This is a genomic window from Variovorax sp. P4_D9, from assembly GCF_056401695.1.
The window spans coordinates 1-13369 of sequence record NZ_JBFUIU010000181.1 but is presented as its reverse complement, the minus strand read 5'-3'; the positions used below and the strand labels follow the sequence as shown (position 1 = coordinate 13369).

Annotated in this window: 12 protein-coding genes and 2 pseudogenes; 8 read left to right on the top strand and 6 right to left on the bottom strand. The window is 67.4% G+C overall.

Going from position 1 to position 13369, the window contains the following annotated elements:
• Positions 1 to 1156: efflux transporter outer membrane subunit (locus tag AC1DY5_RS20160; protein ID WP_478114166.1), on the top strand; the 1156-nt coding region annotated here is incomplete at its 5' end.
• 1 nt (position 1157) lies between these two features.
• Here AC1DY5_RS20160 and AC1DY5_RS20155 read toward each other — a convergent pair.
• Positions 1158 to 2024: a MurR/RpiR family transcriptional regulator gene (locus AC1DY5_RS20155; RefSeq protein ID WP_478114164.1), complete on the bottom strand. Its 867-nt coding sequence runs from the start codon at positions 2022 to 2024 to the stop codon at positions 1158 to 1160.
• 124 nt (positions 2025 to 2148) lie between these two features.
• On the opposite strand from AC1DY5_RS20155, the gene AC1DY5_RS20150 reads away from it, so the two are divergent.
• From AC1DY5_RS20150 to AC1DY5_RS20130, 5 genes are all read left to right on the top strand, one after another.
• Positions 2149 to 3495, top strand: a complete 1347-nt coding sequence (locus AC1DY5_RS20150) for an aspartate aminotransferase family protein (protein ID WP_478114162.1) — start codon at positions 2149 to 2151, stop codon at positions 3493 to 3495.
• Between the two features lie 56 nt (positions 3496 to 3551).
• Positions 3552 to 4460, top strand: a complete 909-nt coding sequence (locus tag AC1DY5_RS20145; protein WP_478114160.1) for a transporter substrate-binding domain-containing protein — start codon at positions 3552 to 3554, stop codon at positions 4458 to 4460.
• 9 nt (positions 4461 to 4469) lie between these two features.
• Positions 4470 to 5111 carry an aspartate/glutamate racemase family protein gene (locus AC1DY5_RS20140; RefSeq protein ID WP_478114158.1) on the top strand — a complete coding sequence of 214 codons (642 nt, stop codon included), beginning with the start codon at positions 4470 to 4472 and terminating at the stop codon, positions 5109 to 5111.
• A gap of 65 nt (positions 5112 to 5176) precedes the next feature.
• Positions 5177 to 5854 carry a GNAT family N-acetyltransferase gene (locus tag AC1DY5_RS20135; protein WP_478114156.1) on the top strand — a complete coding sequence of 226 codons (678 nt, stop codon included), beginning with the start codon at positions 5177 to 5179 and terminating at the stop codon, positions 5852 to 5854.
• Between the two features lie 58 nt (positions 5855 to 5912).
• Entirely contained in the window at positions 5913 to 6737 is an 825-nt protein-coding gene (locus tag AC1DY5_RS20130) for an undecaprenyl-diphosphate phosphatase (RefSeq protein ID WP_478114155.1), read from the top strand.
• Between the two features lie 132 nt (positions 6738 to 6869).
• Here AC1DY5_RS20130 and AC1DY5_RS20125 read toward each other — a convergent pair whose 3' ends face one another.
• From AC1DY5_RS20125 to mutS, 5 genes and pseudogenes are all read right to left on the bottom strand, one after another.
• Positions 6870 to 7058: a hypothetical protein gene (locus AC1DY5_RS20125; protein WP_478114153.1), complete on the bottom strand. Its 189-nt coding sequence runs from the start codon at positions 7056 to 7058 to the stop codon at positions 6870 to 6872.
• Positions 7055 to 7336, bottom strand: a complete 282-nt coding sequence (locus AC1DY5_RS20120) for a YlcI/YnfO family protein (RefSeq protein WP_478114152.1) — start codon at positions 7334 to 7336, stop codon at positions 7055 to 7057. Before AC1DY5_RS20120 ends, AC1DY5_RS20125 begins: the two co-directional genes overlap by 4 nt.
• Before the next feature lie 27 nt (positions 7337 to 7363).
• Positions 7364 to 8088: pseudogene (locus AC1DY5_RS20115) on the bottom strand (alpha/beta hydrolase).
• Between the two features lie 41 nt (positions 8089 to 8129).
• Positions 8130 to 8969: a proteasome-type protease gene (locus tag AC1DY5_RS20110; RefSeq protein ID WP_478114150.1), complete on the bottom strand. Its 840-nt coding sequence runs from the start codon at positions 8967 to 8969 to the stop codon at positions 8130 to 8132.
• Positions 8970 to 8995: 26 nt separating this feature from the next.
• Entirely contained in the window at positions 8996 to 11587 is a 2592-nt protein-coding gene (gene mutS, locus AC1DY5_RS20105; protein WP_478114148.1) for a DNA mismatch repair protein MutS, read from the bottom strand.
• A 239-nt stretch (positions 11588 to 11826) separates the two neighbouring features.
• Here mutS and AC1DY5_RS20100 point away from each other — a divergent pair, with 239 nt between their 5' ends.
• The gene (locus AC1DY5_RS20100) at positions 11827 to 13113 is read left to right on the top strand and encodes a tyrosine-type recombinase/integrase (protein WP_478114146.1); all 1287 of its coding nucleotides are present in this window, start codon (positions 11827 to 11829) and stop codon (positions 13111 to 13113) included.
• A 7-nt stretch (positions 13114 to 13120) separates the two neighbouring features.
• Positions 13121 to 13369 (top strand): annotated as a pseudogene (locus AC1DY5_RS20095) (hypothetical protein); the annotation flags it as partial.

The following is a 13369-nucleotide window of genomic DNA, read 5'->3' as shown; positions in this document are numbered from 1 at the left end:
GGCGCTGGTGCGCGGCCAGCGCGCGGCCCTGTCCCCGCAGGTCACGCTCGACGCCAGCGCGCGCCGAACCGGCGGGCGCGACATCTCGGCCGCCACCGCCTCGGCCGCGGTGCTGGGCGTCGACTGGGCACCGGACGTCTGGGGTCGCCTGCGCCAGGCGGTCGACAGCGCGCAGGCGTCGGCCCAGGCCAGCGAAGCCGACCTGGCGGCGGCCCGCCTGTCGGCTGTCGGCGAACTGGCCACCAACTACTTCTCGCTGCGCGAGGCCGACGCCGAGCTGCGCATCCTCGACGAGACGCTAGAAGGCTACGCGCGCAGCCTGCTGATCACGCGCAACCGCTATGCGGCCAGCATCGCGGCCCAGAGCGACGTGCTGCAGGCCGAGACGCTGTACGCCAATACCCAGGCCGATCGCGCCGCGTTGAAGCGCAACCGCGATGCGCTCGAGCATGCGATCGCGGTGCTGGTCGGCGTGGCGCCGGCCGACTTCAGCCTGCCCGTGGCCGAGTGGAAGATGGCGGTGCCCGCTGTGCCGGCCGAGTTGCCCTCGACACTGCTGGAGCGCCGGCCCGACATCGCATCGGCCGAGCGGCAGGTGGCGGCGGCCAATGCGCAGATCGGCATCGCGCGCTCGGCCTATTACCCGAACTTCAGCCTGAGCGGCGGCATCAGCACCAGCGCGTCGCGCCTGGGCGACCTGTTCAATGCATCGAACACGCTGTGGTCGCTTGGCCTGTCGGTGGCGCAGGTGGTGTTCGACGCCGGCGCGATCGGCGCCAGCGTCGACGCCGCCAAGGCCGGTCACGAAGCTTCGGTGGCGCGCTATCGGCAAACAGTGCTGGCGGCCTTCCAGAGCGTCGAGGACCAGCTCACCGCCGGCACCAGCCTGTCACAGCAGGAGGTTCTGCGCCGCCAGAGCTCGGCTGCGGCCGACCGCACCGAACAGCAGTTCCTGAACCGCTACCGCGCCGGCACCATCGACTACACCAGCGTGGTGGTGGCGCAGGTGTCCGCGCTCAATTCGAGGCGGACCCTGCTGCAGGTGCAGGTCAATCGCCAGTTGGCAGCGGTGACGCTGATCCAGTCGCTGGGCGGCGGGTGGCATGCCGAGTGGATGGAGCCGTCGCCGAATCCGGTCGCGGCGGCCAACTCCTGAGTCAGCCCCCGCGCAGCCTTGGCGCCTGCAGGTAGGCGCCCGACTCGAAGAGTTGCGTCTCGGCCTGGTCGAGGCGCTTCACCACCGGCTTGCCGGCGCGGCTGGCGAGCAGTTCGAGCAGGGCTTCGGTCAGTGCCGTGCCGGCGGCGACCGAAGGAAAGAACGAGGGGCTCTGGATCGCGAACAGCAGCGTCTCGTCCGCCAGCAGCGACAGCGGAGAGGCCGCGCTGTCGGTCAGCGCCAACAGCTTGCAGCCGGCGGCCTTGGCCGCTTCGGCCACCTGCAGCGCTTCGCGCGAGTAGGGCGCAAAGCTGGCCACGACCAGCGCATCGCCCTTGGCCATCGCCCGCTGCTGCATCTCGAGCGAGCCGCCCTGGCCGTCGATCAGCTGCACGCTGTTGCGGAACATTCGGTACACGTAGACGAAGGCGAAGGCGATCGGGAAGCAGGCCCTGAAGCCCGCCGCGTGCACGGTATTCGCTTTCTCGAGCAGGGCGCAGGCCTTCTGCAGCGTGGCGGCGCTCTGGCGCTGCGTGGCCTCGAGGTTGTGGCGCTGCACTTCGAACATCTCCTGGACCAGGCCACGGTCGGTCGCCCGGCCGACCAGCGTGCGGGCCCGCTCGCCGTAGGCCTCGGGCCCGAGCCCCATGTCCGACGCCATCGCCTCCTTGAACTGCGGCCAGCCCGCATAGCCCAAGTGTTGTGCGAAGCGAACCAGCGTGGCCGGGGTGCCGCCGGCCCGCTTGCCAACGGTGCGCATCGAATGCGTGACCACGTCGTTCGGATGGTCGAGCACGTACCGGGCCACCTGCTGCAGCGCAGGGCTCAGGCCGGCAAAGCGCTGGCGGAGATCGTCCTTGACGCCCATGGGATTCCTCTGTTGGTTTGAAACGAATGTACCGGATCGAACAGCTGTGTTCCAGAACCGCTTGACGGAACAAATGTTCCAATTAATAATTCTGGCGGTACATTGGTTCCAATCTAAGAATGCCATGACGCACGTCTTCCACCGCCATCTCCGTCACACGCCGCCGGTCGCCGTTTCCGCCCGCGAAATGACGATCCGCGATGCCGCCGGCCGCGACTACCTCGACGCCTCGGGCGGTGCCGCGGTCTCGTCGTTGGGGCACGGGCATCCGGACGTGATCGCGGCCATGCATGCGCAGATCGACCGACTGGCCTACGCCCACACCAGCTTCTTCACCAGCGAGGTCGCGGAGCAACTGGCGGACGAGCTCGTTGGCGGCGCACCCGAAGGCATGAGCCACGTCTACCTGGTGAGCGGGGGCTCCGAGGCCGTCGAGTCGGCGCTCAAGATGGCGCGCCAGTACTTCGTCGAGATCGGGCAGCCGCAGCGGACGCACTTCATCGCCCGCCGCCAGAGCTACCACGGCAACACGCTGGGTGCGCTGGCGGTCGGCGGCAATGCCTGGCGGCGCGAGCCTTTCGCGCCGATCCTGGTGCCGGCCACCCACGTTGCACCCTGCTATCCCTACCGCGAACAGCGCGAGGGCGAGAGCGCCGCCGAGTACGGCCTGCGGCTCGCCGCCGAACTCGAGGCGGCGATCCAGGCGCAAGGGGCTGACCGCGTGATCGCCTTCGTGGCCGAGACCGTCGGCGGCGCCACGGCTGGCGTGCTGACGCCGGTGCCGGGCTATTTCAAGGCCGTGCGCGAGGTCTGCGACCGCCATGGCGTGCTGCTGATCCTCGACGAGGTGATGTGCGGCATGGGACGCTGCGGCACGCTCTACGCCTGCGAGCAGGAGGGCGTGGTGCCCGACCTGGTCACGGTCGCCAAGGGGCTCGGCGGCGGCTATCAGCCGATCGGTGCGGTGCTCGCTCAGCGCCGGATCGTCGAGGCGATGTCGAAGGGAAGTGGCTTCTTCCAGCACGGCCATACCTACCTCGGCCATCCGGTGGCCTGTGCGGCCGCGCTCGCGGTGCAGCGGGTGATCCGCCGCGACGGCCTGCTGGCCAAGGTACGCGACGACGGCGAGGCTTTCGGCGCCATGCTGCGCAGCGCGCTCGGCAACCATCCGCACGTGGGCGACATTCGCGGCCGCGGCTTCTTCTGGGGTATCGAACTGGTGGCCGAACGGACCGCCAAGACGCCGTTCCCGCCCGGGCTGCAGTTGCATGCCTGGATCAAGAAGGAGGCGATGGCGCGGGGCCTGCTGTGCTATCCATTCGGCGGCACGGTCGACGGCCGGCGGGGCGATCACGTGCTGCTGGCGCCGCCCTTCATCGCCACGCGGCACGATCTGCAGGAAATCACGACCCGACTGGCTGCTGCGATCGACACCGTCACGCGCGCGGTCGGCGCGCCCCAGGCGCGCTGAAGGCGCCGAGCGCGCTTCCCCCATTCGTTCTTCAACCTGCTTCGAGGAGTTGCTCCATGGCCTTCGCTCGTCTGTCCACGCTTGCCTGCGCCGCCCTTGTGGCGGCCTGCGCGCTGCTTCCGCTCACCGCCGCCCAGGCCGAGGAGGGCGGCACGTTGACCAAGGTCAAGGCCAGCGGCGCGATCACCTTCGGCTACCGTGAATCGTCCTTCGGCTTTTCCTACCTCGACGGCAGCCTGAAGCCGATCGGCTACAGCATCGACATCTGCAACCGGATCGTCGAGGCCCTCAAGACCGAACTCCGGATGTCGGCCATCGAGGTCCGCTACCAGGCCGTGACCTCCGCCAACCGCATCCCGCTGGTGGCGAACGGCACGGTCGATATCGAGTGCGGCTCCACCACCAACCTGGTCGAGCGGCAGAAGCAGGTGGCCTTCTCGCCCGACATCTTCCGCTACAACGTGCGCATGCTGGTCAAGGCCGATTCGGGCATCCGGAGCATCGCCGACCTGCAGGGCAAGACCGTGGTCACGACCACCGGCACCACCTCGTTCCGGCTGCTGCGCGAGGCCGACAAGGGCAAGAACCTCGAGGTCGTCAACGTGGCGGCCAAGGACCACACCGAATCCTTCCTGCTGGTCGAGAACGGCCGYGCCCAGGCCTTCGTGCTGGACGACATCCTGCTCGCGGGTCAGATCGCCAATGCGCGTAACCCGAAGGACTTTCTGATTACCGGCGAAAGCCTGCGCACCGAGAACCAGTCGCTGATGCTGCGAAAGGACGATCCCGAGTTCAAGGCACTGGTGGACCGCGTGGTCGGCGGCATGATGAAATCGGGCGAGATGGAGAAGCTCTACGACCGCTGGTTCATGGCCCCCATCCCGCCCAAGAACATCAACATCAACTATCCGCTCAATGCCGAGACCCGGGACGCTTTCGCGAATCCTTCGTCGAAAGGGATCTGAGCACCAACCATGACCCGCATCGCACTCATCCACGCCCTGGCGCATTCGATCGCTCCCATCAACGAAGCGATGGCGCGCGACTGGCCCGAGGCCGTCCGCATGAACCTGCTGGACGACAGCCTCTCGGCCGACCTCGCGCGCACGGGGCGGGGGCTCGACGAGGCGATGCACGAGCGCTTCCAGCGCCTGGCGCAGTACGCGGTCGATTGCGGCGCACGGGGCATCCTCTTCACCTGCTCGGCCTTCGGACCGTGCATCGAGGCGGTGGCCCGGCGGCATGCGGGCATGCCGGTGCTGAAGCCCAACGAGGCGATGGTCGAGGAGGCCGCGGCCGGTGCCGGGCGGCTCGGACTGATCGCGAGCTTCGGGCCCACGCTCGAATCGATGCCGCCCGAATTCCCGCCCGGCGTCGCGCTCGAACTGGCGCTCGCCGAGGGCGCGGTCGAAGCCTTGAATGCCTGCGACGGCGAGCGGCACGATGCGCTGGTCGCCGCCCAGGCCCGGGCACTGCGCGAGCGCGGCTGTACTCGCATCGCGCTGGCCCAGTTCAGCATGGCGCGGGCCCGGCAGGCCTGCGAAACGGCGACCGGGCTCCCGGTGCTGACCACGGTCGACAGCGCGGTCCGCGCACTGCGGCGGCGATTGGTCTGATGTCGCGGCGAGCGGGCGTGGAGCGGTTCGCTTCGCCGTTGCGAGCCATTAGGATCGGAGCCACGATGAACCCACTGCTCGACAACATCGCCTGGAACACGCTCGCCGGTCCGCACGCGCGCTACGCGACGGGCACCGATCGCGCCCGCCGCTACGCTCCGGGCTTTTCCCCGATCGTCGGCTTCGCGAATGCCGAACAGCCCGATCTCGACGACCTGACGCCCTTCTGCCAGCCGGGCGACCACTTCTATTGCATGGAATGGACCGGTAGCGCACCCGCGGGCTGGCGCATCGACCTGGACTCGACCATGTTCCGGATGGTGTGGCAGGGCGCGATGCCGGATGGCGACGAGGCCCTCGACGCCATCCCGCTGCGGCCGGAGCATGCGGCCCAGGCGGTCGAACTCGCCGCGCTGACCCGTCCGGGCCCCTTCGGGCCGAGAACACCCGAACTCGGCGACTACTTCGGCTGCTTCGAAGGCGATCGCCTGATCGCCATGGCCGGCGAGCGCATGTGCGCCGGCACCCTGCGCGAGATCAGCGGCGTCTGCACGCATCCCGACTTCCAGAGCCGGGGCCTCGCGTGCCGGCTGGCGGCCAAATTGATTCGCCGCCAACTGCAGCGCGGCGAGACGCCTTTCCTGCATGTCATGCGTGACAACGAGGGCGCCCACCGGCTCTACGCCCGCATGGGCTTCCGCGACCATCGCGAGGTGGTCGTGCGGGTGATTTCACCGTGCTGATCTGAACGGAGCCTGACCGCCGCGATCGCGATAATCGACGCTCTTTCAAGGAGCGCGCGTGGATATCGTATTGCTGGTCAAGGCCGCCGTCATGGGGATCGTCGAGGGGCTGACCGAATTCCTGCCGATCTCGTCGACCGGCCACCTGATTCTTGCCGGCTCGCTGCTCGGCTTCGACGACGACAAGGCGAAAGTCTTCGACATCGCCATCCAGACTGGCGCGATCTTCGCGGTGATCCTGGTCTATTGGCATAAGATCCACTCGACCTTCGTCGCGCTGCCGCGCCAGCCCAAGGCGCGGCGCTTCGCGCTCAACGTGCTGATCGGCTTCCTGCCGGCGGTGGTGCTGGGCCTGGCGTTCGGCAAGGCGATCAAGGCGCACCTGTTCACGCCCACCGTGGTGGCCARCACCTTCATCATCGGCGGCTTCATCATCCTGTGGGCCGAGCGGCGGCCGCCCGGCTCGGTGCGCATCGAGCACGTGGACGACATGACGCCGTGGGACGCGCTCAAGGTCGGCCTGGTGCAGTGCTTCGCGATGATCCCCGGCACCAGCCGCAGCGGCTCGACCATCATCGGCGGCATGCTGCTGGGGCTGTCGCGCAAGGCGGCGACCGATTTCTCCTTCTTCCTCGCGATCCCGACCTTGATCGGTGCCGGCGTGTACAGCCTCTACAAGGAGCGCGCGCTGCTGTCGGCGGCCGACATCCCGCTGTTCGCGGTCGGCCTGGTGTTCTCGTTCCTGAGCGCCTTGCTGTGCGTGCGCTGGCTGCTGCGCTACATCAGCACGCACGACTTCGTGCCCTTCGCCTGGTACCGGATCGCCTTCGGCATCGTGGTGCTGGCGACCGCGTGGAGCGGGGTCGTGGTCTGGGCTGAATAGTTCAGTGGTAATCGTTTTCGCGCTGATGACGAACGGCAGCGTTCGATACGGTGTCGCTGGGCTGGATTTCGAACAGCGCGACCGACGTAGCCGCTGTGCCCGAACGGGATCACCAGTTCGCGGATTAACGGGTCATGGCCTGCCTTGCGGGCAGGTGAAGGGTGAGTAGCGCAGCATGGCGATTCCCGCCTCGATCGCCTCGAGGGCGCGTTCGGTCAGTTCGAAGTTGCCACCTCGCTCCATTTCGCGCTCCAGCACGAACGCGTAGAGCCGATCCAGATCGGCCAGCGCTTCTCGCGTGAAGCGGACGCGATAGCTCACCGGGTGGGCCGAGGAGCGCGCGCCTTGGCAGTTGCAAGCCTTTTACGCAGACTGGACATGACCTCGTCGGCTTCGACGTAGTCGCTGCTTCGCTTCGCCTTCTCGAGCGAGCGCAGGCCGCGAGCGACGAACTCGGCTTGTTCGATGCGTTGGCGAACCGAGTGGCGAACGGCGTTTTCCACGAACTGGGACAGGGACTCGTCCTCGCCGAGCACCTGCTCGATCTGTTCGCGCAGTTCCGGCTCGATGCGAACCGAGGGAATGGTCGAAGTGTTCATGCGGCTCGAGTGTGGTGCATTTGCCGCTCAGACCAGCAGGTTGCGTAGCGCCGCTTCCACCGCCGCCGCGGTGGCGATCGGCTTTTCCATCGGAAACAGGTGCGTGCCGTCCAGCATCATGATGCGGCCCTTGGTGACCTGCAGCGTCATCGCCATGCCGACGCGCCGCATCTCGACTGACTGGCGTCCGCCGACAAAGGCCGCGCGGCACTTGAGCGGATGGGCGCGCAGCAGGGCGCCGAGGTTGTGCGGGATGGTGTCGTAGATCGCGGTCTCGACATCGCGGTCGAAGCTCAGCGCCCGCGCATCGTCGAGGTCGAAGGTGCCGTGCTCGATGTAGTCGCGCAGCACGCGCTCGTCCCATCTGGCGAAGGCCCGCTCTTCATGAGCGGCGTGCGCTTCATGAGGTTGATGGTGCCGGCGCGCCAGCCGCCGATCAGCGGCGAATCGAGCAGCACCACGCCCTTGGCGAGCGCCGGGTGCAAGGCGGCGCACATCAGGCTCAGGAAGCCGCCGAGCGAGTGGCCGACCAATAGCACCAGCGCCCCGGCGCAATCGGCGCGGGCTTGCGCGAAATCCGCCAGTTGCTGCACCAGGTGCGGCCAGTTGTCGGTGACCGGGTACTTCGGGTCGTGGCCGAATTTCTCGATCGCGTCGATGTCGAAGCCGCGGTTGCGCAGGCTGTCGAGCATCACGCGGTAGGTGCTCGCGGGAAAGCTGTTCCCGTGGGAAAAGATGAGGGGAGGAAGCATGGGAATCGACGCCGCAGGCGGACCCCCGGCCCGGCGCGCTGTCAGATGAGCTTTTCTTCGGGCGTCGAGATCTTGCGCAGCGGGCTGTGCCGCGTGGCGGGCATCTTCAGCGGATGCTCGGTGTAGGCATCGTCCCAGACCGGGTCCTCGATGCTGTCGAAGACTTCGCGCAGCTTCTGGCCCCAGTTGTTGTGCATCATCCGGTAGTAGGGGTTGTCGGCGTCGATGCAGACCACCTTGTCGGTACGCAGCGCGTTGGCCTCGTAGACCACCAGGTCGAGCGGCAGGCCGACCGACAGGTTCGACTTCATGGTCGAGTCCATCGACACCAGCGCGCATTTGGCGGCTTCGTCGAGCGGAGTATCGGGCGTCAGCACGCGGTCGAGCACCGGCTTGCCGTACTTCGATTCGCCGACCTGGAAGTACGGCGTCTCGGTGGTCGCCTCGATGAAATTGCCGGCGGCGTAGACCAGGAAGAGCCGCATGCCCTCGCCCTTGACCTGGCCGCCGAAGATGAAGGAGACGTTGAAGTCGAGCCCCGCATGCTTGAGCGCCTCGGCGTCGCGGTCGTAGACATGGCGCACGGCCGAGCCGAGCACGCGGGCGGCATCGAACATGCTCTTGGCGTTCCAGATCGTGATCGGCGGGCTCTCCTCGCCGCTTTCCTTGGTCTCGCGTAGCTCCTCGATCTGCAGGATCTCGCGCACCGATTGGGAGATGCTCAGGTTGCCGGCCGACAGCAGCACCATGACGCGGTCGCCCGGCTGCTCGTAGACGATCATCTTGCGGAAGGTGCTGATGTGATCCACGCCCGCATTGGTGCGCGAATCGGACAGAAACACCAGTCCGGCGTTGAGTTTGATGCCTACGCAGTAAGTCATGAGGTCTTCTTGCACGAATCGGACCATCAGCCCTGTTCGCGCGCCTGGAGTTTCTTGAGTTTGTAGATGGCGTCGAGCGCTTCGCGTGGGCTCAAGGCGTCCGGATCGATCGCGCTCAACGCGGATTCTACGGCGCTCGCCAGCGGCGCCTCGGCGGCCGGCGGCGGCGCGAACAGGTCGACCTGGGCCCGGGTCTGGGTCTGCTGGGCCTCCAGCGCCTCGAGCGCCTGGCGCGCATGGTTGACCACCGCGGCCGGCATGCCGGCCAGCCGCGCCACCTGGATGCCGTAGCTCTTGCTCGCCGGGCCAGGCTGCATTTCGTGCAGGAAGACGATGTCGCGCCCGGCCTCGGTGGCGCTGACGTGCATGTTGACCGCGCCGTGGTGCGTGGCCGGGAACTCGGTGAGTTCGAAATAGTGCGTGGCGAACAGGGTGAAGGCGCGCGTGCGGTCGTGCAGCTGGGCCGCGATACCGGCGGCCAGCGCCAGGCCGTCGAAGGTGCTGGTGCCGCGGCCGATCTCGTCCATCAGCACCAGCGAATGGGCGGTGGCGCCGTGCAGGATCTGCGCCGCCTCGGTCATCTCGAGCATGAAGGTCGACTGCGCGTTGGCCAGGTCGTCGGCGGCGCCGATGCGGGTGTGGATGGCGTCGATCGGACCGAGCCTGCAGGCCGCGGCCGGCACGTGCGAGCCGATCGAGGCCAGCAGCACGATGATCGCCACCTGCCGCATGTAGGTCGACTTGCCGCCCATGTTGGGGCCGGTGATGACCTGCATCCGCTGCTGGGGGCCCATGCGGGTGTCGTTCGCGATGAACGCGCCCGATGATTTTTCGGCGAGGCGGGCCTCGACCACCGGGTGGCGGCCCTGCTCGATCTCGATGCAGGGATGCGAGACGAAGCTCGGCGCCCGCCAGTGCAGCGTGTGCGAGCGTTCGGCCAGCGCACAGAGCGCGTCGAGGGTCGCGATCGCGCCGGCCAGCCGGGCCAGCGCCGCGACCGAGGGCTGCAGGGCGTCGAGCAACTGCTCGTAGAGCCATTTCTCGCGGGCCAGCGCGCGGTCTTGTGCCGACAGTGCCTTGTCCTCGAAGGCCTTGAGCTCGGGCGTGATGAAGCGCTCGGCGTTCTTCAGCGTCTGGCGGCGGCGGTAGTTGTCGGGGACCTTGGCCAGCGCGCTCTGCGTGACCTCGATGTAGAAGCCGTGCACGCGGTTGAACTGCACCCGCAGGTTGCTGATGCCGGTGCGCTCGCGCTCGCTGGCTTCGAGCTTGAGCAGGAAGTCGTCGCAGTTCTCGCTGATCGCGCGCAGCTCGTCGAGCTCGGCGTCGTGCCCGTTGGCGATCACGCCGCCGTCGCGGATCAGCGCCGAGGGCTCGGGCGTGATCGCCGCCACCAGCAGCTCGACGCAGCCGGCCGGCGGCGCGAGCTGGCCGCCCATCTGGGCCAGCAGCGCGGCCGCGCCGGGCAGGGCCGGCGCCAGTTGTTCGGCCTTGGCCAGCGCCATGCGCAGGGCCACCAGTTCGCGCGGGCGCACTTGCCGCAGCGAGATACGGGCCGCGATGCGTTCGACGTCGCTGGTGTTCTTGAGCTGCTCGCGCAGGGTGCGCCAGGGCGCGGCCGTGCCGCCGGGCGGCGGCGCCTGCAGGGCGGTGATGGCTTCGAGCCGGTCCTGGGCGGCGCTGCGCTCGCGCCGCGGCGCCAGCAACCAGCGCTTGAGCAGCCGGCTGCCCATCCCGGTCATGCAGGTGTCGAGCAGCGAGAACAGCGTCGGCGATTCSYCGCCGCGCAGGGTCTGGACCAGTTCGAGATTGCGCCGGGTGGTCGGCGGCAGCTCGATCAGCTCGCCATCGCGTTCGACCGAGAGCCGCTGTACGTGCGCCAGCGCCCGGCCCTGGGTGTGCTCGGCATAGCCCAGCAGCGCGGCGGCGGCGGCATGCGCGTTGCTCAGCGGCTCGGCGTTCCAGGCCGCCAGGTTGACGCTCCCCATCTGCTCGCACAGCTTGCGCTCGCCGAGGCCGCCATCGAATTGCCAGGCCGGCCGCAGCGAGAGTGTGAAGGGCGTGGCGCTGCGTGCGGCCTTCAGCCGCTGCTCGAAGGCGGGCATGACCTCGGCGCTGTAGAGCAGTTCGCTCGGCGCGATGCGCGCGATCCAGGCCTCGAGCGCATCGGCGGGGCACTCGGCCAGCCGCAGCTCGGCCCCGGTGACGCTGAGCCAGGCGAGGCCGCAGAAGTTGCGCGAGCCAGCATGCACCGCGAGCAGCAGCGACTCGCTCTTGTCGTTGAGCAGTTCGGCGTCGGTCAGGGTGCCGGGCGTGACCACGCGCACCACCTTGCGCTCGACCGGGCCCTTGGCGGCGCCGACCTCGCCGACCTGCTCGCAGATCGCGACCGATTCGCCGAGCTTGATGAGCCGTCCGAGGTAGGTGTCGACCGAATGGAAAGGCACGCCGCACATCACGACCGGCTGGCCGGCCGACTGGCCGCGCTGGGTCAGCGTGATGTCGAGCAGGCGGGCGGCCTTCTCGGCGTCGGCGTAGAAGAGTTCGTAGAAGTCGCCCATCCGGTAGAAGAGCAGGGTGTCCGGATGGTCGGCCTTGAGGCCGAGGTATTGCGCCATCATAGGGGTATGCCCAGTAATGACGGCTTTCGCAGGCCCTTGATTTACAAGGCTTTTCCCATGGAACTCGTTGATTCCATTGACAATTTCCTGATCGACGACTGGTGGGTTCAACTTGTGGACACCTAACGAAACTTGGCTACACTCGCCTCGCAAGCGTAGGTTTTGCACCCCTGGACCGAGAAAGTTACGCCGGGTGGCGGAACGGGTCATCAGGAAACCTACGCCGCCAGGCACTTCCTATGCAATTCGACGCGCGTGCTGCAAAGCTCTTGCAGCCGGGCCAACACATTATGGTGGACGGCTGTCCGGGGCTTCGGCTCGAGGCCACCGAGACGACCAGGACCTGGACCTATCGATTCAAGTCGCCGGTCGACGGCAGGATGCGGCAAAAGAAGATCGGCCGCTGGCCGGCGGTGTCGCTCGCCAAGGCGGCGCTGGAATGGGAGGCCCTGCGGGACCTGCGGGAATCTGGTGCTGACCCGGCGCTGGCCGAAAAGGAATCGCGGGCGCAGCAGGTKGTCAAAGCCGCCGAGAAGCGCGATGGCGTCTACACGGTGGGACGCCTGGTCGAGGATTATCTGAAGGGCCACATCGACACGCACCGCAAGCCCAAGGGACGCGCCGAGGTCCGGCGGATGCTGACCCGAAACCTCGACCCGATCGCGCTCGAGCAGGCCTCGACTCTGAAACGGCAGCAGGCCTTCGCCTTTCTTGAGAGCATGGCATCCACGCCGGTGCAGGCGGCCAGCATCAAGGGCGAGCTCGGCGCAGCCTGGGACTATGCGCTGGACGCCGGTCGGCTCCCCGAGGAGACGCCGAACTGGTGGCGGCTCATCATGCGCGGCAAGCTGCAGAGCAAGGGCAGGGTGCTGCTGGGCGAATCCACCGGGCCCATCAAACGCGTGCTCAACGACAAAGAGACCGGCATCTTGATCCGTTGGCTGCCGAATTTCACGAGGCTGGCCGACGACGCGCTGACGCTGTACCTGTGGACGTGCACCCGCGGCGCCGAGATCATGGCGATGGAGGCAGGCGAGATCACCGAGGAGCCGGATGGGCTGTGGTGGACCGTGCCGAAGGCGAAGACCAAGAACTCCCGCCATCCTCACGCGACGGATCTGCGCGTGCCCCTGGTGGGCCGAGCCGAGCTCGTGGTGCGCCGCCGGCTACAGGAGAACCCGAAGGGCTACCTGTTCCCGTCCACGGGCCGCTACGGGTTCGTCGAGCAGAAGACGATTGGCGTCGCGGTGCACTATCGGATGCCTTACTGCAAAACCTATCCCGACGCCGTGYGCGCGCGGCTGCCGGTCACGAAGTGGGCGCCGCACGATTTGCGCCGGACCGGCCGCACCATGCTGGGCGCGCTGGGCTGCCCCACAGAGGTCGGCGAAGCGATCCTCGGGCACGTGCTTCCGGGCATCCAGGGCATCTACAACCGTCACCAGTACGACAAGGTGCGTCGCGTCTGGCTCAAGAAGCTGGACGCGAAGCTGGAGCAACTGGCGATGAGCATCAACAAGACATAGGAAGCACATGCCCGCAAAAAAAGATGTGGCCTTTTCGCCGCCGGCGGATCTCAACATCCCGGTATGGCGTTATATGGACTTCACGAAGTTCATATCCATGCTGGATTCAAAATCCATCTTCTTCTCGCGTGCCGATTTGCTTGGAGATCCATTTGAAGGATCGACGCCAAAGGCAAATTGGATCGCACGGCAAAAATCCGTAGAGGCTGTTCGCGGCAATTCGCCGATCGGTCCTGAGCAAGTTACGGAAATGTAC